Annotated in this window: 21 protein-coding genes and 1 pseudogene; all 22 read right to left on the bottom strand. The window is 59.6% G+C overall.

Features of this window, described 5'->3' with window-relative positions; genetic code table 11:
• Nucleotides 1-5: 5 nt before the first annotated feature.
• Nucleotides 6-1616, bottom strand: a complete 1611-nt coding sequence (gene tssA / locus SLW75_RS05045; RefSeq protein WP_410933725.1) for a type VI secretion system protein TssA — start codon at nt 1614-1616, stop codon at nt 6-8.
• On the bottom strand, nt 1613-4780 hold the full coding sequence (locus SLW75_RS05050) for an ImcF-related family protein (protein WP_410933825.1): 3168 nt from the start codon (nt 4778-4780) through the stop codon (nt 1613-1615). Before SLW75_RS05050 ends, tssA begins: the two co-directional genes overlap by 4 nt.
• Before the next feature lie 197 nt (nt 4781-4977).
• Nucleotides 4978-6135 (bottom strand): hypothetical protein, encoded by a 1158-nt coding sequence (locus SLW75_RS05055; protein ID WP_410933726.1) that lies wholly within the window; start codon nt 6133-6135, stop codon nt 4978-4980.
• Between the two features lie 2 nt (nt 6136-6137).
• Nucleotides 6138-6404, bottom strand: coding sequence for a PAAR domain-containing protein (locus SLW75_RS05060; protein ID WP_369318046.1), 267 nt, complete (start codon nt 6402-6404; stop codon nt 6138-6140).
• A gap of 185 nt (nt 6405-6589) precedes the next feature.
• Nucleotides 6590-7414, bottom strand: a complete 825-nt coding sequence (locus SLW75_RS05065) for a hypothetical protein (protein WP_410933727.1) — start codon at nt 7412-7414, stop codon at nt 6590-6592.
• Nucleotides 7414-8214 (bottom strand): hypothetical protein, encoded by an 801-nt coding sequence (locus SLW75_RS05070; RefSeq protein ID WP_410933728.1) that lies wholly within the window; start codon nt 8212-8214, stop codon nt 7414-7416. The genes SLW75_RS05065 and SLW75_RS05070 overlap by 1 nt, the downstream gene beginning before the upstream one ends.
• A gap of 41 nt (nt 8215-8255) precedes the next feature.
• Nucleotides 8256-9050 (bottom strand): hypothetical protein, encoded by a 795-nt coding sequence (locus tag SLW75_RS05075; RefSeq protein ID WP_410933729.1) that lies wholly within the window; start codon nt 9048-9050, stop codon nt 8256-8258.
• Nucleotides 9047-9886, bottom strand: coding sequence for a hypothetical protein (locus tag SLW75_RS05080; RefSeq protein WP_410933730.1), 840 nt, complete (start codon nt 9884-9886; stop codon nt 9047-9049). Before SLW75_RS05080 ends, SLW75_RS05075 begins: the two co-directional genes overlap by 4 nt.
• Before the next feature lie 35 nt (nt 9887-9921).
• Nucleotides 9922-10716, bottom strand: coding sequence for a hypothetical protein (locus SLW75_RS05085; RefSeq protein WP_410933731.1), 795 nt, complete (start codon nt 10714-10716; stop codon nt 9922-9924).
• A gap of 4 nt (nt 10717-10720) precedes the next feature.
• On the bottom strand, nt 10721-12748 hold the full coding sequence (locus tag SLW75_RS05090; protein WP_410933732.1) for a lipase family protein: 2028 nt from the start codon (nt 12746-12748) through the stop codon (nt 10721-10723).
• A gap of 159 nt (nt 12749-12907) precedes the next feature.
• Nucleotides 12908-14635: pseudogene (locus SLW75_RS05095) on the bottom strand (DUF2345 domain-containing protein); the annotation flags it as partial.
• A 7-nt stretch (nt 14636-14642) separates the two neighbouring features.
• Nucleotides 14643-15218 carry a hypothetical protein gene (locus tag SLW75_RS05100; protein WP_410933733.1) on the bottom strand — a complete coding sequence of 192 codons (576 nt, stop codon included), beginning with the start codon at nt 15216-15218 and terminating at the stop codon, nt 14643-14645.
• Between the two features lie 7 nt (nt 15219-15225).
• Complete coding sequence (gene tssL, locus SLW75_RS05105; protein ID WP_410933734.1) at nt 15226-15897, bottom strand: type VI secretion system protein TssL, short form; 672 nt, start codon at nt 15895-15897, stop codon at nt 15226-15228.
• A gap of 8 nt (nt 15898-15905) precedes the next feature.
• Nucleotides 15906-17261 (bottom strand): type VI secretion system baseplate subunit TssK, encoded by a 1356-nt coding sequence (tssK, locus tag SLW75_RS05110; protein WP_410933735.1) that lies wholly within the window; start codon nt 17259-17261, stop codon nt 15906-15908.
• A 23-nt stretch (nt 17262-17284) separates the two neighbouring features.
• Nucleotides 17285-18823 (bottom strand): type VI secretion system contractile sheath large subunit, encoded by a 1539-nt coding sequence (tssC, locus tag SLW75_RS05115; protein ID WP_410933736.1) that lies wholly within the window; start codon nt 18821-18823, stop codon nt 17285-17287.
• Nucleotides 18824-18854: 31 nt separating this feature from the next.
• Nucleotides 18855-19358: a type VI secretion system contractile sheath small subunit gene (gene tssB, locus SLW75_RS05120; protein WP_065991574.1), complete on the bottom strand. Its 504-nt coding sequence runs from the start codon at nt 19356-19358 to the stop codon at nt 18855-18857.
• Between the two features lie 388 nt (nt 19359-19746).
• Nucleotides 19747-21372, bottom strand: a complete 1626-nt coding sequence (locus SLW75_RS05125; RefSeq protein WP_410933737.1) for an NADP-dependent glyceraldehyde-3-phosphate dehydrogenase — start codon at nt 21370-21372, stop codon at nt 19747-19749.
• A 142-nt stretch (nt 21373-21514) separates the two neighbouring features.
• The gene (locus tag SLW75_RS05130; RefSeq protein WP_410933738.1) at nt 21515-22639 is read right to left on the bottom strand and encodes a diguanylate cyclase; all 1125 of its coding nucleotides are present in this window, start codon (nt 22637-22639) and stop codon (nt 21515-21517) included.
• A 121-nt stretch (nt 22640-22760) separates the two neighbouring features.
• Complete coding sequence (locus SLW75_RS05135) at nt 22761-23570, bottom strand: DUF72 domain-containing protein (RefSeq protein WP_410933739.1); 810 nt, start codon at nt 23568-23570, stop codon at nt 22761-22763.
• Nucleotides 23567-23998, bottom strand: a complete 432-nt coding sequence (locus SLW75_RS05140) for a DNA methylase (protein ID WP_410933740.1) — start codon at nt 23996-23998, stop codon at nt 23567-23569. The genes SLW75_RS05135 and SLW75_RS05140 overlap by 4 nt, the downstream gene beginning before the upstream one ends.
• An 86-nt stretch (nt 23999-24084) precedes the next feature.
• Nucleotides 24085-24777: an RES family NAD+ phosphorylase gene (locus SLW75_RS05145; protein WP_065991570.1), complete on the bottom strand. Its 693-nt coding sequence runs from the start codon at nt 24775-24777 to the stop codon at nt 24085-24087.
• Nucleotides 24771-25175 carry an antitoxin Xre-like helix-turn-helix domain-containing protein gene (locus SLW75_RS05150; protein WP_065991569.1) on the bottom strand — a complete coding sequence of 135 codons (405 nt, stop codon included), beginning with the start codon at nt 25173-25175 and terminating at the stop codon, nt 24771-24773. The genes SLW75_RS05145 and SLW75_RS05150 overlap by 7 nt, the downstream gene beginning before the upstream one ends.
• Nucleotides 25176-25718: the final 543 nt, after the last annotated feature.

Here is a 25718-nt window from a genome sequence, read left to right on the forward strand (position 1 = left end):
AAGTGTCAGCCGCACAGCACTGCTGCGCGGACCGGGTCCATGGCCACCAGAGCCGCCAGCAGCGGCTCCATGCGTTTGCTCAGCGCAGCCTTGTCGACGTCGCTGCGCTGGGCTTTGAGGCGCAGCAGCTTGAGCAAGCGCGCCTTGACTTCAAACACACGCGCAGGCTCCCACTGGGCGAGGACATGGCGCTGGGCCGTGGCGTCCAGTTCGCCGAGCAGGTGCAATGCCAGCTCGCTTTTGCCGTACTGCTCGGCGACCCGCGCCATCAGCAGGCGCAGCAGCCAGCGCTGCCGGCCGCTGTGAATGTCGGGGCGCGTGTCGAGCCAGGCCAGCGCCACCTCGACGCCGTCGCGGTCGGCCTGGGCCAGCGCCTCGCTTTCGAGGGCCAGAATGTCGGCGTCGTCTGGGTTGGACGCGGCCGGCGCGGGCAACCAGGCAGCAGCGCCCTGGGTGCTGACGTGCTGTTCGATCCACTCGCGGGTGGTCTCATCGGCAAAGGCCGAGCCGTCGTCCCAGCACAATGTTTCGAGGCTCGGCAGGCGCTCGAGGAGCAGGCCCAGGTCCTCCTTGACGATGCGTGCCCAGCCCTCGAATGGCGCAGGTTGCCGGCTCAGCGCCTGATACAGAAACCACTGCAGGTCGAGCCAGAAATGGTTTACGCCCTCGGCGAACATGCGCTCCACCTGATCGAGCAACTCGTTCCAGCTCTGTTGCAGGTACAGCCGTTTGAGCTGCGCGCGGTATTCGCCCCGGGGCGGTGCCAATCGTGTTCGGCCACTCGCGTCGTGGGGCGGCGACTGGTGCACGGTGTCCCAGCGCAGGCTTTTCATCAGCCGATGGGCCGCCAGCCAGCCCTGGGGTTGTTCGCGCAGATAGCTGGCCAGCGTGCGGCCGTTGTCCAGCAGATCACGGCCAGAGCGGATGGTATTTGGCGCGGGGCCGACGCCATGGGTGGCGGCGTGTTGGGTGGCCTGAGGATTCGCAGCGTCATGGCTGGCGCTGAACTGCGGCACCACGGCGTCGAGTCCGCCGGCCTGGGCCAGCCGTGCCGACAGCGCCGCGTACAGCGCGCCCAGTTCCGGGCGTTGCTGCGCAGGCCAGCCTTCCAGCACCTGATCCAGCCAGGCGAGCGCGGCGACCGTGCGTTCGGCCTCGGCCTTCACCACTTCCGGGTACAGCGTTAGGCTGTCGAGCACCTTGGCGCTGGCCAGCCATTCCAGCGCCACCTTGCGACTGTTTGGCCGCGCCGGCAGCACCTCGGCGCTGTAGCGATCAACCATGGCGGCCAGCAGATTCAAGCCTGCCGCCAATCCGGCTTCGCCGTCCCGCTGCAGACGCGCCCACAGGTAATAGGTGAGCACGCGCAGGTCCTTGCACGTGCCTTTCAGTAGCTTCTCGGCCAGCACGATCACCCGCTCGGCGTCCGCGCCGGACAGTTTGTTGACCTCCTCGCGCATGCTCTGGAAATCATCGTCATAGCCCGGGTCCTGGCCAGCGGGAGACTGATCGCTGATCGGTTTCAGCCATGACGCCCACTCCGCAGCGTGGGCCCTGGCCATCTCAACCGCGTCGCGATCGCCCAGGGTGGTGGTAATCAACCGTTGCAGGCTCATTCGATCACCTCGGCGCGCGATGACGTTGGTGCGCTGGCGATCCCGTTGAGGAAGATCTGTCGCGGCAGTTTGAAATTGCGCAGCGCCAGCAGGCTCATCGGCCCCGCGCCCAGCTCGGTGCGCATGTGCCAGGTCAGGTCCAGGCCATCCGGCGCCGGCACCGTGATGCGGTAGCGGCTGTCACTGTCGTCCAGTGCGTTGACGGTGGTAGTGTCCAGCAAACGGATCAGCCCCCAGGCGCCCTGAAAGTCGCCATACAAACGCTCGCCGCTGCGCACGCTGGTCCAGGTCAGGCTGGCGCCGGGGTAATCGCTGCTGCCGGGCCAGGCAAATCGCTGCCAACTCTCTTTCTGATTGAAGTACTGATGCCGCGCGCCGTTGAGCACGAAGGTGGTCTGCACCACGTCGCGCACCGCCTTGCCCTGCAGCTCGAAGCTGATGCCCATGCCCCCGTCGGTGTAGAGCACGTCGGCCAAGTGGCTGAGCTGATTGACGGCCGCGAGAAATTTCGGGTTGATCAGCAGGCCCTGACCGTGGGCCGGGTCCACCCCCCAGCGACCGCCGTCCTTGCGCAACACCCCGGTCAGCTCCCGCTGGAGGAACTGCTCGATACGCCCTGAATCCGCCCGAATCATCTTGCCCAGCATCGGCAACGAGGCGTCGCTGCCGGTGGCGGCAAAGGGGTAGCGACCGAGGAACGCCTGGTCCCATTCATCCACAACGCCTTGCTGCCATTGCCGGTTGAGGGCCACCGTTGATGGCTCGAGCACCTTGCGCCAAGCCTGATCCAGCGGCTGGACAAACAGTGCGTGGGCCACGCCGTCCCACTCCTCGCCGAGACTGGCCGCGAGCAGCTCGCCGTAGGCGCGGGTGTCGGTGAGGTCGATGTTCTTGCCCTGGAAGACGGTCTGCGCCATGGCCTGGGTCATCCCTTGGGGATCGGCGGCGTGACTGACCTGCTGCAACTTCAGGCGCACCCGGGTCACGCGGGTCAGGAACGCTTGCAGGCTGAGGTCGTCATCGCCGCCCTTGCCTTCCGGGTCCTTGCCCAACAACCCCAGCAGCGGGCCGAAGGTCGGATCCAGCGGCCCGGCCGTCGTGTCGAGCTGCTGGCTGATGGCAGACACCCGGGTCGAGCGTTCGCTGCCCATCAGCTTCTGCGCCGACTGCACCAGCGAGTCCTTCAGCCCCTGACTGCGATTGCCGGCCTGCCCCTGCCAGGCCAGGGTGTTCATGAAGGCAATCAACGGTGACTGACGGACGTCGCTCATCAGCGTCAGTTGGTCGATGACGTCGGCCAGGCTGTCGGCCCGTCGCCACTGCACACTGTTGAGAAACTCAAGCCAGGCACCGGAGTAATCATGGAAATAGCGCTCGGTCAGGCGCGCTCTGAGCTGCTCGGGCGAGGTGTCGGCAAAGGCGCTGCTTTCCCGATCGCTGAGCACCCAGTCGATCTGCTCGCGTCGGGCTGCGACGATGTCATCGATCGCCTGACGCACCTGCCCGTCCCACGCCTGCCGCGTAAATACCCCCGGCACACTCGCCTCGGTGAAAAACAGCGGCCACGCCTCCTTGTCATCGACCATCTGCTCAACCCCGAGATCGGGAGCCTGGGTCGCGGCGGCCTCGAGCACCTGCCGATAAAGGCTGGCTTCGCCATTGCGCTGGCCCAATTGCACCAGCAAGACCTGCCGCGCTTGGGCCACCAGTGCGTTATCCGGCTCGATGCGCCACTGCGGATTGGCCGCCAGTTGCTCGGCGTAAAACTGCCACAGCGTGGGCGACAGCCCTTTCCACAACCTTGGCGCCACGCCCATTCTCGTTGGCTCGGCATGACCCAGTGCGGTCACCAGAAACGCCGCATCGACTTTCTCCGGCCGGGCCATCATCAGGTAGGCCTTGAGCTGTACGTAAGCGTTGTGGGCGCCTTTCGCCCGCCGCGAACTGTCGGCGGGCGACGCCACCAGCGATGCCAGTTGGCGCTTCAGATTCTCCGCCGCCGGGTCGCGCATCAGCCGGTTGTTGGCCTCCACATAGCGCGGCCACATCGCCGCGAGCAGCGCATCGTTCTGGCTCAGCCCGAACCGCTGGTACCACGGCTCGCCACGCCGGGCTCGGTCCTTCAGCCTGCCCATTTCCAGGATCAGCGCGTTGAGGGCGAGCAACGGCTCATCGCCGTTGCCTGAAGGCTGCACGGCCGCGAGGGACGACTGAATGTCGATGATCTGGGCGCGGTGGGTGGAGAACGACAGCAGCAGGCCTGCTGCCCAGATCAGCATGGCGCCGAGGGCAAGGGCGTAGCTGATGCGCGTGACGGGCCAATTCAAGCGCCGGACGTCGCGAGGTGTGTCCGCGAGCACGCCGGCCCACGCCGGACCCGCCAGCCATTGATTGCCATTGGACTCGGTCGATGGGGCCGGCAAACTGAACCACAGCCCGCGCAATGGCACGCCCCGCGCGAACTTGCCCAGCAACGGCGTCAGGGCCTGCCGCCAGCGCGAGATGCCCTCTGCTTTCAGGTTGGAAGACAACCGTGAGAGAAAGTCATGGTCGGGGTAGACCGCCAGCTCGGCCAGGCCCATCTGGTGCAAAGAGTCGTCAATCGGGGCCAATATCGTCTGCAGTTGCGAGCCGCTGAAGCGCGGGGGCAGCAGCGACCCGGCGGGCCCCCGTGGGTGCTTTTGCTGCGTCCGATTGCTCTCGCAGACCTCCCACAGGTGCAGCGGCAACTGCCAGCCCAGGGTTCGCGCCAGTTGCTGCAGACCGGCGACGCCACTGCCCATGGTCGCGGCGTTCGCGCTTTGCTGCTTATCAAGGGCCCAGACCACGCCGTCCAGACCGCGCCGCTGGGTTACCGCGTGCCAGCGGGTGGCGGTTTTGCAGAGCTGGGTTTGCGGGCTGCCGCCCCAGAGCAGCACGGTGTTCTGGCCTTCGAGCCACTGGGCGTCGGCAAGGCCTGGTGCGATGGCCTCGATCTGTTTGGGCTCGCCGACGACCAGAATGAACCGGGTGCGGGTGCGCTGGAAGGCGCTGTACTGGTGGTCGAGGTGCTCCTGGAGTTCAGCGACGCCCGGGAGTTTTTTCGTGTCAGACGTGGATGACGACTCCTCCGGTGGGAACACGCCGTCACCCTGCCGCCGCTCGACGCTGCGGCGGGCCTTCATGAGCGCCAGCGCACGAGGAAGGGTCTGTACCAACAGGACGATCACCATCAGCAACAGGAACGCCGTGATTTGCTGATGTCTCTCCGTCAGTCCGACCGTTGCGCCATAGGTGTAAACAAGCCAGCCCAGCGCCGCTGCGAAGGCGACAAGCCATACCGCGCCACCCGCGCGACGCCAGCCATTGCCGATCATGGATTTCATGCGATGTCTCCCGGTGTGACGGTGTTGATCCAGCGGCCTTTGTCTTCGCTGCTCAGTAACAACAAGGGTTGCTTCGCAAGCTTGGCCATCTCGATGCCGAGGGCTGCCAGCAGCCAAGGACCGCAGGGGCCCGGCACGCCATTTACGGGTTCCAGAATCCAGCGGTGGTCCACCGACAGCGCTGCACCCTCTCGCGCGGCTGCCGCCAGTAATGGGGTGGTTTGCGGATGCCAGTCGGCGCCGTCGGCCAGAACGCCTGTTGCATCGCGAGCTTTGGCCTGAATCTGCAGGAAAGTGGTGAAGTCGGTTTCCAGGGAATCGACGTCGAGGGGCATCGGGCGCAACAGGCGCGCGGCGATGGGCAGCTTGTGGGCTTTGGCGACTGTGTCAGGACAGAGCAGGATGGCGGCCAGTCCGTCGGAGTAAGCGTCTTTGCCGTGGGCCTGGACGATGATGATGAGCTCGACGGCGTCGCGTGGGGTTTTAAGTGTTTCTTCCATCCAGGCGAAGGAGAGCTGGCTTGTTACGTGGACGCCGGTGAGGGTGGATGACGGGGTGAGATCGGACAGGTGCTGCTGGCAGGCGACGGCCAGTGCTGGATGCTCATCCTGTGGCGCATCGGTCAGGACAGTGACACTGAGACTTTCACTCGGTGGCAGCGGCGCCAGCACTGTCGACAGCGAACCCATCAATTGGGCAAGACCTGCCAAGGCCCGGCCCTTTTGGCCCTTCGGCAGGCCAACGATGCGGCGGGCTTTGCCTGAGTGTGGGACAGGCGTGTGGGGCGGTTTCATCATCGCCACCGCAGACAAATGCTCGGGCAAAAGAACCAGACCGGCCATGGCCGCCATGTAACGCTGCCCCCATTCCCCCCAGGCGACCTGTGCCAGCCGGGACCGCTCCTGCAGCAGCCTGTACTCATCCAGAGCGCCACCGTAGGCGTGCACCCGAGCCGCCAGCGCGAGAATCGCCACCACCAACGGCGAGGCGGTGAGCGCCCATACGTTTAACGCCTGCAATTCAGGCACCACGACGTAGAGCAGGAACATCAGCACAGCCGCTGCCCCCGCTAAAACCACGATCAGCAGCCAGCGAACCGGTGAAGGCGGTTTGGGTGCGAGCCCTGCTTGCACGTATTCACGTTGCCACGCCATCTTCAATCCACCGCCCAGTCAGGTGCGCTGGAAATGACCTGGCAACCGCACAGCGAGTGGCAACCATCGACCACCAGCGCACGGCCATCCTCTAAACAGTCGGCACAACCCTCAATAATGGGATTAACGCCATGTCCGGGTATGGGACACATGACCCTATCCCCCACCAGAGCGACTGCTTTGCCCTGAGTGATATGAGTGGACGACGCGGAAATTACCGCTCCTCCGTGGGTGGTCTTGTCACCCAACAATACGAATCCTTGTGACATTGAAAGATCCTTTGTCAATGAATTGATGAAGCCGTGTATTTATTCCGCGCGAGCGGATGCCTGGGCGAGCTCATGGGTTGCGCGTGCGTGTCATACGTGCCGGGTTTTAACGGTGCGGGCCTGAACTCACCGACTTGATGACCGATATAAAGATCAGGCGTGACACGTTAAGTTATTACCTGTCCTCATAGTCTGGCTTCAGCGTTTAAACGAATGGCCTCAAGCGTGGGAAAATCTGGCGTATCGCTGTCATCTGGGCCCGAAGTCCCGTCTGGATAAATAAAGGCAGGGTGAAGTCCGATGCCTTTGAACTCTGGCTGTTCTGACGTCACGACATACTTGGCGTGAAGCACTGCCTCAGCGTTTATGTTTCGCACCTGGGGAGCCAGGTAAGTCTGGTAAGGCACCGCTTCACCCACCAGATTAAGCCTCTTGACGTAATCCTTCTTTAGGACATCTTTTAACCATGGGTAGTAATTATTTTTTATATCAAGATGGGTGCCCACCACGTTTTTAACCCCTTCAGACGGAAAATCCGGATTGTTATGCTGAAACACGACCAGGACATCACCTCCCGTTCCCACTACCGCACCTTCGCCAATGCGCTCAGGCCATTGAGGACGTACCCCAAACTTCACGTAAGCCACGCGCCACCTACACATCCCGCCACCGTCAACGGCGAAATCGGCGTCATAGACATTGCCCTCCCCGCGCCGTTTGAACGCTACACGCTGCTCCCTGATATTGCCGAATACATCAGGCCCCTCATAAACGTTTTCGCAGATCGTCGATAGATAACCCACGGCCATGGGCGGCGGGACTAACCCTTCCGATGCTTTAATCGTCATCGTAATTCTCTCCCCCTCCGTGTCCGGATGGAGTTCGTAGTCAAGTGCGCAACCACTGAGCGATGCCAACAACGTGATACTTATGAGTAAAGCGCTGAAGCTTGATGCTTTCTGATTCGGTTGATCGTCCTGAAGATATCTCGCGGCGCTGATAAATTTCATTATTTCGCCTCCGTCTTCAAGCGGATTTTCTGCATTTTTTCAAAGTCTGGCTCTAACCCAGAGTTGGATTCTTCCGTTCCATCGGGGTAGCGAAATGTTGTAATTTCGACTTCGTCAACGCTGCGCTTCTTCGGGGAAGTCGACGTCACTACAAGATCTGAATGCAGCACTGGCTCAAAAAATATGTTTCTTGCGTCCCGAGCCCTGTAGGTACGATAACTTTCATAGTCTTTGGCCAGATTTACACTCTTATCATAGTAACCGAGTTCATAGGCTTCCCCTACCCATGGGTAGTAATCCTTTACGATTTTCAGGTCCGGCCCTTCGATAAACTGATCAACCCTATTAAAGGGCGCATGCTGCCCGTCGAACTTGACTATAACCGTCCCGCCAAAATAAGCCATTACTTCTTTTGCAAAACGATTAGGCATACGATACACGACTCCAAACTCGATGCTATCTAGTTGCCATTCACATTCACCGCCGCCATCAACGAATACCTCCGCCTCGTACAGATCTGTTTCTCCCCGCCTCGTGAACTTCAAATTTTTAAAGTTTGATCCTGGAAACTGCATACGGCTCACAGTGGGCAAGTCGACGAACATTCGGCATCTGGTCGACTCGTACCTGGCACGCAACGTTTTGGGCTCAAGCTCTGCAGGCACTTTTATAACAATTTTTACCTTTTCGCTGTCGGGCGGCGGAGTCAGAACTTTATAGTCTTTTACACAACCGCTTAAGAGTGCGAGCAGCGTAAGGCATAAGAGTGGAGTTTTTGCGTATAGCGTCGCGTTACTCATATAAGGCTCCTTAAAAAACGGGTGCAGCATACCGAGCGACTTCATTTGTTTGCTTCAGCTGCCAAGCGTATTTTTTGCATTTTAGTAAAATTGGGTACCGACTGCCCATTGGACTCTACTGTCCCATCTGGGTAGTAAAACTGTATGAAATCTCCAATGATGTGCTTCTTTGGCGACACGGATATCACGACCACGTCCGAATGCAAAACTGGCTCAAAATATATGCGCCTCGCCTCCCGAGCCTTATAAGTAAGATAACCACTACCTTCGCTAGAGAGATTTGCACGCCTGGCATAACCGCCGATAAATTTTTCGCTTAGCCATGGATAGTAATCTTTGACCATTATTAAGTCTGGACCCACCACATTCCTTGTTCTTCCGAAACTGAGCTGCGCATCGTTATCATCAAACTCTATGATGACCGTGCCGCCTATGCCCTGCGTTACACTTTCCCCGAAGCGACTAGGAATACGGTAGTTGATGCTAAATACGACATTACTAAGCCGCCACTTGCAGCGACCGCCTCCATCGATGAACAACCTCGCCTCATAGAACTCTGTGGCCCCACGCTTCGTTAGCTTCGAACCATAAACGTTATATGATTCAAGGGACTCAGGCCTCCCGTCACCGTCATGGACAACTTTGCGGCATATAGCCGAGCGATACATGACTCGCAGAGGTGTCAGCTCCAGTTCCTCAGGCATCTTTATAACGATTTCGACCTTCTCACCATTCGGCTGTGGATTCATACTGTAGTCTTTCGCGCAGCCGCCGAGGAAGGTGAGCAATACGAAGCACAAAACCGAAGTCTTCAAATATGACTTAGCATGATTCATGGAAGATTTCTCAATACAGGCGGTGGGGCAGCGGGCGACTTCACTCTTTTGTTTCCGCTTTCAGCGCGGATTTTCTGCATTTTTTCAAAGTTAGGCTCTGACCTCCCATCAGACTCTACTGTTCCGTCAGGGTATTTAAACTTTATGAAATCCCCAACGATGTGTTTTTTGGGTGCCACAGAAGACACCACAAAATCTGAATGCAGAATGGGTTCGAAATATACGGTCCTAGCCTGACGCGCGTAATAGGTATAATCACCACCACCCCCTCCAGAAAGACCCACACGTTTTATATACCCCCGAATGTAACTCTCCTTAATCCAAGGGTAAAAATCTTTCACGACATTTAACTCTGAACCGGTTACCGCCATTGGCGCCGAAACTCTGAGCTGGGGGCTGTTGTGATCGAAAACCACGATTACTTCTGCGCCCACACCGGACACTACGCCTTCTCCAAATCTTTCGGGCGTGCGGTAAACAACGCTGAATACCACATTACTTAGGCGCCATTCGCAAGCCCCTCCTCCGTTCACGAATAGCTCTGTATGATACATACCTGTTTCACCACTACGCTCAAACCTCCCCTCATAAGAGTTGTTGCCGTCAAGCATTTGTGGCTGACCATGTGCGTCATGGGTTACACGTTGGCATTTGGCCGATCGATACATCACACGCAGCACCTCAGGCGCTAACTCCTGCGGAGCATTTATCGTAATCGTGACTTTCTCGCCATCCGGCGATGGAGCCATTGTGTAGTCCTTTGAGCATCCGCCAATCACAGTTAGCAACAAAAAGAACAAAGCTGAAGGCCTTACGGATCCCGTTACGGCCTTCATGACACCCTCCAAGCGCCTGTTTACCGTGTGCCCCATCATCTCTTCGCTTCCGCCTTCAGGCGGATTTCCTGCATTTTTTTAAAGTTGGGCCTTCCTTCCGGATCGGACTCGACTGTCCCATCCGGATAAAAAAACTTAATGAAATCTCCGACTGCGTGTTTTTTGGGCGCTACAGACGTCACCACAAACTCTGGATGAAACACCGGTTCAAAATAAATATTTCTTGCTTGCCTCGCTTCATATGTAAGATAACCGCTTCCGTATCCCGACAAGCTGGCACGCTTTACATATCCTCCGGTATATCTCTCGTTTAGCCAAAGATAGTAATCCTTGACGATTTTCAACTCTGAACCCTCAACTGCCACACGCCCCCCCAAACTAAGCTGTGGATTGTTATGATCGAATACGACTATTACTCCGCCTCCCCCGCCAACTAGAACATTTTCGCCAAAGCGACCGGGGTCACGGTAGGTCACTCCGAACATCACATTACTTAAACGCCATTCGCACGGCCCGCCACCATTAACAAAAAGCGTCGCTTTATACATATTTTCTGGTTGACCTGGCTGGAAGACGGTCTCAAAAGAACTGTGCCCGTCCAGCATTTCAGGTTTGCCGCTTGCATCATGACCATCACGCTGGCATTTAGCCGATCGATACATAACACGGATATCGTATGGTTTTAATTCTGCTGGAACCTTGATCGTAAACGTCACCTTTTCCCCGTCTGGTAGTGGTGACAGGCTACGGTCCGTTGCACAGCCGCTCACCGAGATTGACAGCGCACTACACAGCAGAGAAGCTTTAAATTGAACCGCTAAATGGTTCATTAGCTCATCCCCGCACACGTGCAATGGAATCAAGGCGTTCGAGCGCTTCGACTCCACCATCCAACTGCCGTGTCTCCTTCAATGCCGCATCGACTTCCTCGTGCATCAGCAGGAACCAGCGATTACGCTTATGTTCATCTTTCGGCGAAGTGCTGCCATGCTCTTCCATCTGTTTCTTGAAACGCTCGAACTCGGACGGTGCAGCAGGCAGCGGTTTCCAATTAGGTTTAATCGCTGTAAGTAGTCGGCGGGTTATGTGCGCCATATATTCGCCCATCATGTGGTTACCTATACCCAGCAGCCCTCCCGGCTTGGGGTTTTTGTAAGGTGGAAAATATTGTTCACGCATTTCGGCATTCATACTTTTCATGAACTGGAGCTGTGACTGTTCGCTATTTTCACTTGCTGTCATGTCGAGACTTGGCACTAGATACAAGGTTGGCCGCTCGGGTAGTCGCGTTTTTATGGTGTTGTAATAAGGCGCTCCGAGACCATCTTTGCTTCGATATGCGGGGTAGGAAGAGCCACGCCTCTGCGTGTGCTGTTCTACGCGATAAAGCATGGCAATCTCGCCGTGGTGGCCGTACGGATCGCCGGATTTGATGAGATTGTTCATGAGGGTCTGGCCCATCGACCATGTAAAACCCAACGTTGTACCTAAGGGGCCATATAGTTTGTAAAGTTGGTTATCGAGGTCCGCCTCAGGTGGAACACTGGGAATGGTGTCAGTGTCATTTACATGACGGTAGTGCCAGAGTTCGTTTAAACCACGTATCGCATTGAGGGTGAACGTACGGGGCATTCCGTAGGTGTACAACAGCGGATTCTGGTCCTTAAGTGTCGCTGAGTGGATCAATCCCAAAGCGCCGCCAAGACTATGCCCACAAACGTATAACTTCCGTCCTTCGAGACGGCTCGGGAGATCTTCCTTAAAGCGGAAGGGAAAGAGTCTCGGCACGACCCTGTATGCCTCACTGAATCCGAGATGCATACGACCGTCAAGTGCGAGATCCGCGCATGGAACCGAAGGCGCGCATGCAGGCGTTAGCTCAGGCTTGACGGGGCGGAAGGTCAGGTCCGTGCGTAGGTCAGGGACGCTTATCCGATCAAAGTCAGTCCCCCGCCACGCGACCATCATCTGAGTGGAATTTCTGACGTAGAAAAGTTGGGTATCGCCTTCAGGGACGTCTGCTGTTGCGGTGTTAAATACTTCGCACCGCTGGTAACGATCATCGAACAGTACGTCAGTCACCAGACAGGGCCAATTTTCCCCCCCGTCCCATACCTTGGGAGTTCGCGACAGATCAAGGCACTGCTGCGCGAAAAATTCCTGAGGCGAACCGTACAAAGTCTCCGCGCGGTTGCTGTACGACAAGATGCTCATCAGCCCCAAGTTGTAGGCATTCGCCAGGCTGTACTCAGGCTGATGATGCAACACCAACGACCAAGCCCGCAGTGGGCAAACTTCCAAGACATGCCGGCAGTTCAGCGCTTCGTATTGCACCGTAAACCCTGAAAACTCAGCGTCCGGGAAATGATAAGCCGGTGGTGGATCCAGCTCTGGCCACGGCGGGTTGAACGCCGGCAGCTCATCACACAGTTGCCCTATTCGCAGGTAGTGATAGGCATGCCCCTGCTCAAGTGCCTGTTGTTCCACCGGCGAAAACCCGGGCCGCTGCTTTCCGTACAGAGGCTTGCTGTCGCTTGCACCTGGCCGTTCGGGCTCAGGCCTCACCGCCCGCAACCGCCGCTGTTGCAGGACTTCAGCCAACGGCGCCGCCGGCATTAGCAGTGTTACGTCGAGCGGATGAAGATCCTCAACTCGAATGACACCCTGGGCATCGGTGATCCCCGAGTACTCAGCAACGCAGCCATCCCGCACTGCCTGATTAGTCGCTCGCCACGGTAGATTAGCCAGCGGCTCGCCGCGCTCGTCCACCAGTTGAAATTCAACCCAATGGGTTTTCTGGGGGCCGATGGCCACAGGCTTGTAGGTGCAAAAAATGTCCGTCTGGTGCTGTCTGTCTTTCATGCCGGGTCCTTCCTGATTGAAGATTTGATGCGGTGATAAATTGTCGCGGCCGATTGCTTGGCGGCAGGCACGGTGTCGGTAGCCGTTGCGATGCAGATCGCAAACCATTTGGGCGACGGGGCCCCTGAGCGGTGCTCACTGCTCATCGGGCTTGTCATTGGGGAACTCGATCACTACCTTCCCGGGCAACAGTGTGTGGACCGGAATGGTCTTGCCGTCCTTATCGGTCACGCCGGGGAACCGCTCGCCTTCCTGGGTGGTGATCAGGTAACGGACGAAGGGGGCGTAACCCTTGACCGGGTCGCTGAGGGTGTAGCCCGCGGCATAGCCCGGCGGTATCGGTGTCGCCGGGGTGGTCAGCGTGGTGGCACCGCCCTTGAGGACGTAAGCGGCCCGGTGATGGATGTTCCCTGGCGCGCCCAGCTCGATATCGCCATCTTTAATGCGGATGAATGCGCCGCCGCAGCTGAAGACGATTTCTTCGGGCGCACTGATCTCGACACGGCCGGCCAGGCTTTCAATTTTTATCTGGTCATTCGCCAGCGCGTGCATCGCGCCGCCGTAGGCGTGGAGCTGCATATCCCCGTCCACGGCTTTTAGGTCGAGGCCTTTGGTCACAGCGCACAGGCTGATCGCACCCTCGGCGGTGCCGGTGATGTCATGTCCCGCGCTGATGTTGGTCGAGCGCGACGACGCGATGGCGACGCTTTCACGGCCGGAGGACAGCAAAACAGCCTCGGGGCTGACCACGCCGATGCCGGCCGGCGCATGCAGCAAAAGCCCGGGCTCGGTCAGGTTGGTCAGGGCCGCGGTGAGTTGTTCGTGGCCGCTGGTATCGGCGGCAATGGTCTGGGCACTCCGCGCGGCTTGAGCCATGGACCTGGCCAACGACAACGCGCTTTCAAGCTGCTCGATTGCAGCGTCCATGTCGAGCTGCTGACCGTGGGCTCTGGTCTGTTCATCCGCACTGATAAACAGCCCGCGACCCGCTCGAATCGCGCCCCAGCCATCGGTGCGCAGTTCAAACCCTTCGCCGCGCTTATCCTTCTCGTTGTCGACCAGATGCCCAAGGTTCAGCTGACTCTTGCCGCTGTGTTCGGTGCTGAGTTTGATGTGCTCTTTGCCGCGATCATCTTCCATGCGCAGCTTGTTGTTCGCCGGGGTCCGCAGCACGTTGCGTTTGTAATCACTGCGCAGCAACGTCACATGATCGGGATGGCGACTGTCATGAAGCGCATGGGCGATGTAGGGTCGATCCGGATCGCCTTGCTCAAACGCGATGGCTACTTCGGTGCCGCAGATCAGTGGCAAGTGCAGGCCGTGGGTATCCCCGGCATACGGACGGGCCAATCTGAGCCACAGGCTTTCCTGACCGATTTCCCAGCTGTCTCGGTCAAACAGAAAGCTGACCTTGTAGCGGCCTTCGCGGTCGATGTGGCTGTAGGGATCGTTGGCCAGCGAGCTGGTGACCCGCGCCGGAACGGTCCCGGCAATTTGCGGTTTTGCCAGCAACGGCGGCCGAAAACACACGTTCTCCGAATAAGGAATCGCTTCAAAGCTCAACTCAAAACTGCGATCCCGCGCCGCACGCAACCGTAGCCTTGTGAGCACCGCTCCCGGCTCAAACGCCTGCGGCGCCCCACCGGAAATCGCCAGCACCTGGGCCAGTCCCAGAGATGCACTGCTGCTAATCCCGGTCAGCCGAGTCTGGTTATTGAGATACCGCTCATGCCGCAACCGGGCAAAGAAAAACCCGCTTTCACCCTCTAGATCTTCATCCTGATCGAGCTTGTCACCCAGCGCTTTGTACGGCTCGGCATAGTGATAAGCCTCCCCATAAGTCGTGGTATCACCGCGCGTCTGATCCACATCCCCATCCAGCCACGCACCGGCGTCACGGTGGCCCTTGGGACATGTGCTGATAACTCACGACCCACAGCGGCAACACCAGCGCGCGCTGGCGGACCACGAACAGCTGATGCGTCAGCGCACGAAGCTGGCCATCCAGCTCCGAACTGTCAGCGTGTTGAGATGGGTTGATGACGAACATGACGCTTATCTGCGCACGCCATTGCGGACGGGCGGCCAGCAGCGCAGCGGCCACACCGGGCAATCGTTCAAGGCTCGGCACCCAGACGTAACACCCGCTAGCCGTCTTCCGTACGACGGTTTGCCCGGCGATATCGGCATCGGCCTCAACAGCAAAAAGCCCCGCCGCCCCCTCGCCACACACCAGCACCACTGGCAGCCGATGTTCGCTGCCGGGCAAGGCTCTGAACTCATCCAGACTTAGCGAACCACCGACACGCGCCGACCTCCGCCCCGCCAGCAGCCATCCAACGACCACCAGAATCACGGCGCCAAAGACAGCGACCGCTTGAGCGACCAGGCTCAGCGGCAAAACGCTGATCACCATCAGCGCCAGGCATCCCGACCACAGGGCAAGCGCGCGCATCAACTTGAGTGTCATGGGCGCGTCACACCCGCTCGGTCACAAGGGAAGCGACCAGCGCCGCCAGGTGCGAATCCAGCAACCACCAGATGCCCGCCAGCAATAATCCGGCCGCCAGCAGATGCAACAGCGGTGCGCGCAACCAGGCCGGCAAGGGTTTGCGTCCCCTGGCGTCGATCCAGGTGGGCAGCGGCTGATCCAGGGTCAGCGGCGCTACCCGGGCGGTCAACTCGGCCATCAACTGTCGCCGCTCGGGGTGGTTCGGTTCCTTGTAGCGTCCGAGAAACCCCAGCATCAGAACGCGGTGATACACCCTCAACACGCTCGGGTCCGGGGACGGCTCGTGCAGCACCTCACGCATTTCTTCGTACAGAAACTGCCCCGCCTGATGACGTCCGAAGTAATGCGCCTGAAGCGGTTCGTGGGTCCATTTGGCGCGGGCACTGGCATCGGCGTGGGCCAGTACGGTTTCATCCAGCAGCGCGCATTGAGCGTGGCTGATGAAGTCGACACTGCGCTGGCTGACGCCGGCTTGCTTGAGGGCATCGCGAACCTCTACCACCTGGCGGGTGCACAGGTTCCAGAGCGCATCGCTGTCCGGGGCGCCCGCGCCATGGCGCAACTCGACGACCAGCAGGTAACTGTCCTGCAGCAGTTGATCGACATTGACGGGCGGCACAGCCGTTTGGCTTTTCATCGGCCGGCTCATGAGCGCAATACCGCAAACAGCTCAAGCTTGACGTCCGGCAGCGTGGCCGGGACGTAGAACGCACAGACCCCTTCGGCGAGCACGGCTTGGCCGCTTGGATGAGCGAAGTCCAGAGCGAAATACTGGTTTTCAAGACGCAGCGGGATCGCCGCCGGCACGTGGCTGAGGGGCTGCAGCGGAACGCCGTCCAAGGCTGCGTTGATCAACCGATCGACGTCGTCCGGCGTGCCGACCTTGCACAGCCGCGGGAACTGCGCCTGCAGTTGCGCCGGTGCCTCGCGGCAGCGCACCGACAGGTAAAAGTCAGCGGCGTCGGCCTCACGCAGCCGTGGGTCGTTGAACGTCACTTGCCAGCGCCCCGGGAGCACCCGCTCCAGCGCCAGAGCGATCACCCGCGACGGCAGACTGGCTTCGAGCAACGTCGAAATCATCTGCATCAAGGGCGGGAACACCGTTTCAAGCGCTTCGTGACGGTAGGCCGGAATCGCCTCAACGTCGTGTTCGAGGGAAAACGTCAGCAACGCCCCCGCCAGCTTCACCAACTCCTGATAGACCTGCTCGGGATGGCGCGCCGGGCAGGCCTTGAAATCGGCGAGCACGGGCTGGTAAGTGTTGAGCGCATTGAGCAGCCAGAACAGCGAGACATCGGCCACTGCGAAGTCGGCCATGCGCTGGTTGCTCTCACGGCGCATGCCCATCAAGCGCTGGCGCTTGGACGCCAGTTGGGTCAGCAGATTGTCCAGTTGCACCAGCAAACCCGCGTGCCCTGCAAAGCTCAACAGCGGTGGCACGAACGCCTCGTCCAGGCACGCGCGCCCTTGCCCGTCCCGCACCAGCCGGGCGACCGGACAGGTCAGGTAATCGGCATTGTCATCGCTGGCCAGACGCAGGCTGAGCAGGTGCTCGAGCACGCCGATCGACTGTTGATCGTCGCCGTACAGATCCTGCACCTCACGCCACTCCTGCCGGTAGCGCACCGGTCGGTCAGCGCGAGCCCCCTCGAACAGGCAGTTGCCGCCATTGGCCTGCTCCAGGGGCAAACACAACATCACTGTGGCGCCCTGCCCCGGTTCGATCAGGATGTGTTCCAGGGCCAGCGCGGCGGGCAGCCGATCAACGCTGTCGGTGTCGATCAGCGTGCCATCCGGCAGCCGCACGCGCAGCGTGGACGCCTTGAGTTTGCCCAGCCGCAACGCTTCAAGATCAAACGTCGCTGTCTGCACGCCCCACGGATGGACCCGCGACAGATGGGCTATGCATTCGTTGGTCCAGGCTTCCCAGCGCGCTTGCTGCTGGAATTGCTGCTGGGACAGCAGCGCCCCGGCAGCCCAGAGAGGTCGGTCGATTTTCATGTTGTGCTCACCTATGGCCGACGTCAGGTTTTGGCTTTGGGCATCTGGGAAACCAGCGACAGATTCACGTCCATGCCTTCCACCTGGAAATGCGGCACGGCGTACAACTTCACGCGGAAGAAACCGGGGTTGTCCTCAATGTCCTCCACCGTCACCCGCGCGTCACGCAGCGGATGCGAGGCCTGCAAATCGTCCCCCGGGTCGGTCATTTCGGTGACCAGCCCGCTGATCCACTTATTCAATTCCAGTTCCAGCAAACGCCGGTCCTTGGTGGTGCCGATGTTTTCGCGCTGAATCAATTTCAAATAATGCGCAATGCGCGACAGCAGAAAGATATAAGGCAGCCGCGAATTGATCCGGCTGTTGGCCGTGGCATCGGCGGTGTCATACAGCGCAGGCTTTTGCGTCGAGTTGGCGGAGAAGAAACAGGCGTAGTCGCGATTCTTGTAATACGAGAGCGGAATAAACCCCAGATTGGCGAATTCAAACTCCCGGGTTTCCGGAATCATCACTTCCGACGGGATCTTCACCTGACTGCCGGTGCCCAGGTCATATAAATGAATCGGCAGGTCCGTGACTGCCCCACCGGACTGTGGCCCGCGAATTTGCACACACCAGCCGTTATTGACGAAACTCTTCACCATGTTTGCAGCGAAGGCAAAAGAAGCATTGGTCCACAGGTATTTGCTGTGGTCGGTGCCTTTGACACTTTCCACATAATTGAAACTGCGCACCGGAATGGTGTCCGGGCCATAGGGCAACCGCCCCAATACCCGGGGCATGGTCAGCCCGATATAACGGGAATCATCGGTGTCTCGGAATGACTTCCACTTGATGTATTCCGCGCGATCAAAGTAATTGCCGATGTCTTTGATGGCAGCCACTTCCTCCATGGTTTCCTTGCCGAAGAAGGCCGGGCCGACTGAACCAATGAACGGCATATGCGCCGCCGCTGCGACTTTCGATATATTGCGAAGCAGCGCGATATCTTGCGGACTGCGATCAAACTCGTAACTGGAAACAGCCGCCGCAATGGGCTCACCGCCGGGCGTGTCGTATTCCTGGGTATAGGTGTGCATATACAGACCGCTCTGGGCGATCTCGGGGGCGTCTTCGAAATCCTGGACCAGATGGTCCTTGCTGATGTCCAGCAACTCGATGCGCACGTTCTGGCGGAAGTCGGTCTGATCGATCAGCGACTTCACTCCGCGCCACGTCGACTCGACCCGCTGGAAGTCCGGGTGATGCATGACGGCATCAAGCTGACGGCTGATCTGCGCGTCCAGCGAGGCGATGTGTTCGTCGAGCAGGGTCTTGTCGAGGCGCTGAACCTTGCGCGACGAACCCTTGAGCAGGTTGAGGAACACGCTGACGGCCGCGGTCACGCGCTCATCGGCGGAGATCTCCGACAGCGCCTCGTTGTTCTGGAACGCCTCGATGTCGCCCAGGGCTGACACCGGGTTGAGGTTGATTTTGGAAAACAGCGCGCTATAAACGCCCGTGCTTTCTTCGGACAAAACGGTGCCACCGCCTGAGACTGCGGAAGAGTGTTTCGAGGACATGTTTGATACCTGCTATCAGAGACCCGGGTGATTAACGCTCTGTGGGTGCGGCGAGCATCGCCAGTTCGGCGCGCAATTCATCGCTCAGCGTTTCGTCTTTGACGATGCGTTCAAGTTCGTGCCGGAAGGTGGCGTTGTCGAGCAGATTTGATTTGAGGTCACGCAACAGATTGCGAGTCGCCAGCAGCGCGCGCAATGAGGGTATTTGTCTGGCCACGTGTTCCGGCTCGAAGTCTTTCATTCTTTCGAAATTCAAATCCACTGAAGCGTCGGAACCGTCGTCGGCGAAGGTGTTCTCAACGGTGAGTTTCAAGGCAGGGGAAAATTCTGCCAGCACACTGTCGACATTGTTTTTATTGATATTAATCTTGGTGCGCTCGGACAAGGGCCGGTCTTCCCGGCCATTGCTGTAGTCCCCGAGCACCATTAATTTAAGCGGCAATTCGACTTTTTTCTGCGCACCGCCAGTGTGCAAATCGAGTTTTATATTGACCCGCGCCTTGGGCACTTCATTTTGAAAGCTGTTTGAAGCCATAACTCCTCCGTCGAAAATGCAACACATCACAAAGGGGAATATCCGGATCGCAGGGCCTTTGTATCAGCCGAACGCCCGCGCCCCAAGCGGTCAAGTTTTAACAAGTGTGAGCAGCGAATGGGCTGATGAAGTTTTCATCGAGTTCGGGAAACGGCAAGGCTAATTCCCTACGAATAAAAACTCTACCCACCAAAGAGAGGAAGAGAGGTGTCCTACGGAAGTCTAGAATCCTTCCTACAAAATAATCTCAGACAGAGGAAGGGCTGCAGAATTAAACAGCCAGCGCAATACAGTGGCGGCGGGTTTTAAAGTACAGCTATAAAAAAACCGCAGGCGGTTGAACAGCATCCGCTGTGCAACACGCCTGCGGCCGGTTGGAGCAAATGAATCAGAAAATATAATCCGTGGTCAGGAACGTCGACTCACGGTTGTGAATGATGTCGCTGATCAGCGCCTTGTTGCTCTCCTGGAACTTGGTCGCCACCAGGGTGCGGATCGAGAACACCCGCAGCGCATCGTCCACCGACAGCGTGCCTTCGGCCGAATTCTTGCGGCCGTTGAACGGGAAGCTGTCCGGGCCGCGCTGGCACTGCGCGTTGATGTTGATCCGGCCCACCTGATTGGCGAACGCATCGACCAGACGCCCGACCTGCTTGGAGTCGTTGCCGAAGATGCTCAACTGCTGACCGAAATCGGAATCCAGCACGTACTCGATCACCGTTTCCAGATCGCGGTACGCCACCACCGGTACCACGGGGCCGAACTGTTCTTCGTAATAAACGCGCATGTCCGGGGTGACCGGGTACAGCACCGCCGGGTAGAAAAACTGCCCGTGGGTCGTGCCGCCACCTTCGTTCATCACTTTGGCGCCTTTGCTCACGGCATCGTCCACCAGCCCTTGCAGGTAATCGGTCTTGCCCGGCTCCGGCAGTGGCGTCAGCGAGACGCCCGGTTCCCACGGCATGCCCGGCTTGAGCTGTGCGAGTTTCTCCTCGAACTTTTCAAGGAAACTGCCGACCACGTTTTCATGCACGAAGAGGATCTTCAACGCCGTGCAGCGCTGGCCGTTGAACGACAGCGAGCCGGTAATGGCTTCCGTCACGGCGTTGTCCAGGTTGACATCCGGCAGCACGATTCCCGGGTTCTTGGCATCCAGACCCAGTGCGGCGCGCAGACGGTGCGGCTTGGGGTGGAGCTTTTTCAGGGCGCTGGCGGCCTTGTTGGTGCCGATGAACGCGAACACGTCGATCTTGCCGCTGGCCATCAGCGCACTGACGGTCTCGCGGCCGCTGCCGTAGATCACGTTGATGACCCCGGCCGGGAAGCTGTCGCGGAACGCTTCGAGCAGCGGACGAATCAGCAGCACGCCGAACTTGGCCGGTTTGAAGACCACGGTATTGCCCATGATCAGCGCCGGAATCAGCGTGGTGAAGGTCTCGTTCAACGGGTAGTTGTAAGGGCCCATGCACAGGGTCACACCCAGCGGGACGCGGCGAATCTGGCCGAGGGTGTCCTGCTCCAGCTCGAAGCGGCTGGAGCGACGGTCGAGCTCCTTGAGGGCGTTGATGGTGTCGACGATGTAATCGCAGGTGCGGTCGAACTCTTTCTGCGAGTCCTTGAGGTTCTTGCCGATTTCCCACATCAGCAGCGTCACCACCGCGTCGCGCTGCTCGCGCATCAGCTTGAGAAAGGTCTCGACGTGATGAATACGATCAGCGACACGCATGGTGGGCCAGGCGCCCTGGCCACGGTCGTAGGCGTTGACGGCGGCGTCCAGCGCGGTCATCGCAGTGTCGGCATCCATCAGCGGCGTGCTACCCAGCACCACGGATTCCAGGCCCGCGTCGGTCTTCAGCGAGACCGGGCTCAACACCGGCGCCAACGGCCCGTGCCATTGATGCAGTTCGCCATTGACCAGGTAATCGCGCTGCTCGATGGCGGGGCCTGCGCGAAACTGCTCAGGGATCTCGTCGGCGCGCGGGTACAGGTTGTCCAGGCGGTTTTGCAGGGTCATCTCATTTACCTCTTCCAGTCGGTCATCGTGCCAAACAGGCTGGACACACTACGCCACAGCCGCCGCCGAATGAAAAGCGTCGAGATAAATGTCACGTCCGGGTGACACGAAAACCGTCTGCCACCCGTGCCAGAGTTGGCGTTCAGGCCACCGCGGTCTGGTTGCGACCGGATGCTTTGGCCCGGAACAGCGCCTTGTCCGCGAGGGCCAGTAGCCCATGCAAATCCTGATCGTCGTGGTCCCACTCGGCGACGCCGAGACTCGCGGTCACCCCTTCGTCGTGCTGGCAGATGATGTCGGCGATGGCCGAGCGCAGTCTCTCGGCAATGATCTGCGCCGCGTCGATCGGCGTGTTGGCCAACAGCAGCGCGAATTCCTCTCCGCCCAGGCGGCCGCTGACATCTGCGTCGCGCACGGATTGGCGGATGACCCTGCCGATCTGCCGCAAGACCTCGTCACCTGCCTGATGGCCGTGGCCGTCGTTTATGCGTTTGAAATGGTCGATGTCCAGCATCAGGGCGCAGAGCGGCAGATCGGCCTGCTTGCAGGTCTCGTACACGGCTTCGGCCCGATGGAAGAAGGCACGGCGGTTTTGCAGTCCAGTCAGCTCGTCTGTCTGCGCGGCGTGGGCGGCGATACGATGGGCGTGTTCCATTTCACGACTCAGGCGAAAGGCCTTCTCCATGGCCTGAGACAGTTTGCGCGTCGCGCTGACCACAAAGCCGGCAAAGATCAGCGACGCAGCCGCCATCCCCTGCTGCGCGGTCTGGGGCTGAACCAACAGCCAGATCGTGCACGGCAGCAGCACCAGCGCAATCGACACCAGGGTCATCGAGCGGTATGCGGAATAGCAGGACACCGCACTCACTGACATGCCCACGGCGAACAGCAGCACCAGCGTCTGGATCAGCAGATCCCCGGCCTGCATCAGCGCCAGCGCGCCACCGCCCCATATACCGGCCGACAACACCAGCGTGATCCAGTAAGTGCTTTCCCAGCGCTCGGGGGTCCGGGCGGTTTCCGGCATCCGGAAATAAATGGCCAACATCACCAGGCGCAAGACGGTCGACGCGCCCAGCAGCCCTAGCCACCAGACAATAAGCGAGTGTTCCAGGCGCTCCCAGCAGATCCACGAGAGGATCACAGCCGCCAGCGCGCTGCCGAACACCGAGAAAAAACTCTGGCGCAGGAGCAGCTGCAATCGATCGTTGCGCACATGGGCTCGTATCAGGGCCTCACGCGCCGGTTGAGAATCATGGAGGTACATCGAGTTCGCCCGACCCTGGCACTGGAAACGGGCCGATTGTGGCATCGTGCTATGACGCTTAACAACTCGCGCGCCAATTAACTCACACCTAACGAAAAGCAGCGTCGCCGATCGTTGCCTGTCAGGGCTCCAACCCCTCTGAAACGGGGGTTTCGGGCGAGGGCCATGACTGCGGACCGAGCAGCTCGATCAGCCTAAGCGCGTTGCCGGTAGCGGCGCCGCTGGCAGTGTTGTCAAAAATACACCAGGACGTCGCGCCGCCTTGGGCCTCGGCCTTCAGCGCGGCGGCCAGACGCGCCAGATAGTCTTCTTCATAGGCGCTGTAATAGAGGCGCGGCGCCCCGTGCAGTCGCCAGTAGCGCAACCCCGGCCAACCTGCCGGCTGACTGTCGTTGCTGAGCCTCGACGGGTCGACCGTTGCTTGCGTAATGCGCCAGTGAGTCAACAGCGATTCGGCCTGCACCCAGGTTTCATGGCGCGGCTCAATGACCACCTGCCCCGCAAAGCGCTCGCGCAACCCGGTGAAAAACACCTCTGCCACGCCTGGCTCGAACGCTAGCGACGGAGGCAGTTGCAGCAGCAGGCAGCCCAACCGCTCGCCCAGTTCACCGCATTGCGCGAGGAATTCATCCAGTGCCGGTGCGCAGTGCTGCAAGCGGTGTTCATGGGAAATGAGCTTGGGGACTTTCACCGAAAAGCGGAAATCCGCCGGCACCGATTCAGCCCAGCGCGCATAGGTCTGCGGACGATGGGGCCGGTAGAACGAGCTGTTGATTTCAGCGGTATTGAAGTGCCGGGCGTAGCGTTGCAAGTGGGTGCCGTCCCCCGGAAACGCCGGCCCATGCTCGCGGCCCAGACTCCAGCCGGCGCAGCCCACGAAGATTCTGCCAGGCTCCTTCGAAAGAGCGCCGTCCAAAAGGGCATTGTTCAAAACAGCATCTCCAAGGCTTCGCCCATGAAGATCTCTGCGGTCTTGGGCCCGATGCCGTCGAACGCCAGCAGGCGCTTTTCGAAGTCGTGACGGTCAGCGCTGGCGGCGGCCATTGCACTGACCGCACCGCCATATTCATCCGTCAGCTTGTTCGCCAGTGCCAGCAGGCGCACGGCGGTGGATTGGTCGTAACGCGCGTAACCGCCCTCGCCCAGCATCCTCACCCGTTCCCGGTGGGTGCAGGCTGCCAGCTTTCGCGGGGTGTCGCACCCGTGCCTGTCGACGATGACGTGGTAGGTCTGCACCGCCGCCTGCGCCCGAATCCGCTTGCCCATCAGGAAACTGGCCAGCAACCATTTGAACAGCGCCAGTTCACCGCCCTGCACAAGGTCGATACCCAATTCTTGCGCGGTAATGTGCTTGCCCATGGCCGCTCCTCGATTTCCATTGCTGGAGTGACTTCTCAGGGGGCGGATGAGTTCGATCTTTTGGGCGGTGTCTGGATCGACAGCCCTCAGGCGTTGGATAGCTGGTTGATGCCTATGACTTCACCGCTCCAGATCATTTCGTAGTGGGCGCTCTGCACGATGGACGTGACGTGCCGCGGAGTCAGGAGTGCCCAGCAATGATTGCCCGGCGAGCGCACCGATTGGTACCGCAGCCCGGCAATCCCGGCCTGCTTCGCGGCCTTGCCCAGCACACGGGATTGCGCATAGTCGTCGGGTGCGTAAATGGGGTCGGAGAACGGGATGGCGGTGGCGTCGACGCAGCCCGCCTCGGTGAAACTGCAACTCAGGCAGCGGAACACAAAACGCTCGTACTTCAGCGCCGCAACCCGTGACCAGTACAGCTGTTGATGATGACGCACCTCGGCGATGGCCGTGTCGACCGTGTCGGCCAGGTACAGCGCGCCGAACTCGCCGCTGCTGAAGCGCGAGCCCGCAGGATTGACGTGGGTGAACGGCGCGACCGCGTAGGAACAACCGGGAATGCCGAAAGGGATTTCGGCCAGGGGAATCAGCTCGATGCGGCCGACTTCGTTCTGCAGGCGCGGGTTGGTGAGCGCCTGAATCCGGTACAGGGTCTCGAACTCGGCGGCGTCGGCGACGTCGCTGAACAGATCGATCGGCGGGAATTTGGAATTGACCAGGCGATAGCCCTGCTGCGCCTCACCGGCGAGCGCGGGAAGCAAGTCCGGCGTCACCATTGGGCGCCCCGGAGCGTGTCGATGCGTCGGAAAGTTTCGTAGAGCGAGATCATGTCGCCCTGGGCCATGACGTCCAGAGGCTTTCTGCCGTTGAAAAACTCGTTGTGGTTTTCCATCGACGGGAAGCCGTAGGCGTTGTCGGGATTGTCGAACAGGGTTCGCAGGGCGGCGTGGATGTTCAGCACGAAGCTGACGCGCTGCATCTGGTCCTGATCCAGCGCCACCGACCACTGTGCGTCGTCCTGGCGGGCGCGGGTATAGGTGCTTCGGGAAATGCGCAGAATCTGACAGGCCTGCTCGCTGTTGGCCTTCCATTTGTCCAGAACCCGCAACGCCGCCCGCAAACCCACCACGCACTCGGACTTCGACAGTTGCCGCGCTGGAATGGCGATGGTCATGGAATTACCTCTTGATCACGGCAGATGTCATTTCTGTAGACGCAACCTTAATCCATCTGCATCCATGGACGCAATGTCAAGTTGCAGCAGCATGGACTTATAGCGCGACATCCGACGCTTTCCCGGCTAAAGCCGGTCCTACATTCGAGGCCATCACCGCCTCCCTGAATGCACGCGATCCCGAGTAGGACCGGCTTTAGCCGGGAAGAGGCCTGCGCGAGCACCCTCACCTCTGCGGTATGACACCTGACGTTTCCCGGCCAAAGCCGGTCCTACATTTGAGGCCATCACCGCCTCCCTGAATGAACGCGATCCCGAGTAGGACCGGCTTTAGCCGGGAAGCGGCCTGCGCGAGCACCCTCACATTTGCGGTATGACACCTGACGTATTCACAACCATCCTAAGGTCGAGGTGATATCCAGCCCACTGAAACACACGCCCCCAAAACGCTCGTCCCAGAGCCTTTAATCGCGTGAAAAAAATGTGAAAATGACATTAGTCACATCTGGTAATGATTCGCATCTTGATTCAGAATCGCGCTCC

It is taken from the genome of Pseudomonas sp. W5-01, from assembly GCF_046540435.1.
GTDB classification, from domain to species: Bacteria; Pseudomonadota; Gammaproteobacteria; order Pseudomonadales; family Pseudomonadaceae; genus Aquipseudomonas; species Aquipseudomonas graminis_B.

Excerpts from the sequence above, each read along its gene's own strand:
- SLW75_RS05125 (WP_410933737.1), bottom strand. The coding sequence starts at position 21,372 with ATGACCCTGCAAAACCGCCTGGACAACCTGTACCCGCGCGCCGACGAG.
- SLW75_RS05140 (WP_410933740.1), bottom strand. The coding sequence starts at position 23,998 with ATGGGCAAGCACATTACCGCGCAAGAATTGGGTATCGACCTTGTGCAG.
- SLW75_RS05150 (WP_065991569.1), bottom strand. The coding sequence starts at position 25,175 with ATGACCATCGCCATTCCAGCGCGGCAACTGTCGAAGTCCGAGTGCGTG.
- SLW75_RS05050 (WP_410933825.1), bottom strand. The coding sequence starts at position 4,780 with ATGAAGGCCCGCCGCAGCGTCGAGCGGCGGCAGGGTGACGGCGTGTTC.
- SLW75_RS05130 (WP_410933738.1), bottom strand. The coding sequence starts at position 22,639 with ATGTACCTCCATGATTCTCAACCGGCGCGTGAGGCCCTGATACGAGCC.
- tssL (WP_410933734.1), bottom strand. The coding sequence starts at position 15,897 with ATGAAAAGCCAAACGGCTGTGCCGCCCGTCAATGTCGATCAACTGCTG.
- tssK (WP_410933735.1), bottom strand. The coding sequence starts at position 17,261 with ATGAAAATCGACCGACCTCTCTGGGCTGCCGGGGCGCTGCTGTCCCAG.
- SLW75_RS05065 (WP_410933727.1), bottom strand. The coding sequence starts at position 7,414 with ATGAAATTTATCAGCGCCGCGAGATATCTTCAGGACGATCAACCGAAT.
- SLW75_RS05060 (WP_369318046.1), bottom strand. The coding sequence starts at position 6,404 with ATGTCACAAGGATTCGTATTGTTGGGTGACAAGACCACCCACGGAGGA.
- SLW75_RS05100 (WP_410933733.1), bottom strand. The coding sequence starts at position 15,218 with ATGACACTCAAGTTGATGCGCGCGCTTGCCCTGTGGTCGGGATGCCTG.
- SLW75_RS05070 (WP_410933728.1), bottom strand. The coding sequence starts at position 8,214 with ATGAGTAACGCGACGCTATACGCAAAAACTCCACTCTTATGCCTTACG.
- SLW75_RS05145 (WP_065991570.1), bottom strand. The coding sequence starts at position 24,777 with ATGGTGACGCCGGACTTGCTTCCCGCGCTCGCCGGTGAGGCGCAGCAG.
- SLW75_RS05075 (WP_410933729.1), bottom strand. The coding sequence starts at position 9,050 with ATGAATCATGCTAAGTCATATTTGAAGACTTCGGTTTTGTGCTTCGTA.
- SLW75_RS05080 (WP_410933730.1), bottom strand. The coding sequence starts at position 9,886 with ATGAAGGCCGTAACGGGATCCGTAAGGCCTTCAGCTTTGTTCTTTTTG.
- tssC (WP_410933736.1), bottom strand. The coding sequence starts at position 18,823 with ATGTCCTCGAAACACTCTTCCGCAGTCTCAGGCGGTGGCACCGTTTTG.
- tssB (WP_065991574.1), bottom strand. The coding sequence starts at position 19,358 with ATGGCTTCAAACAGCTTTCAAAATGAAGTGCCCAAGGCGCGGGTCAAT.
- SLW75_RS05090 (WP_410933732.1), bottom strand. The coding sequence starts at position 12,748 with ATGAAAGACAGACAGCACCAGACGGACATTTTTTGCACCTACAAGCCT.
- SLW75_RS05085 (WP_410933731.1), bottom strand. The coding sequence starts at position 10,716 with ATGAACCATTTAGCGGTTCAATTTAAAGCTTCTCTGCTGTGTAGTGCG.
- SLW75_RS05055 (WP_410933726.1), bottom strand. The coding sequence starts at position 6,135 with ATGGCGTGGCAACGTGAATACGTGCAAGCAGGGCTCGCACCCAAACCG.
- tssA (WP_410933725.1), bottom strand. The coding sequence starts at position 1,616 with ATGAGCCTGCAACGGTTGATTACCACCACCCTGGGCGATCGCGACGCG.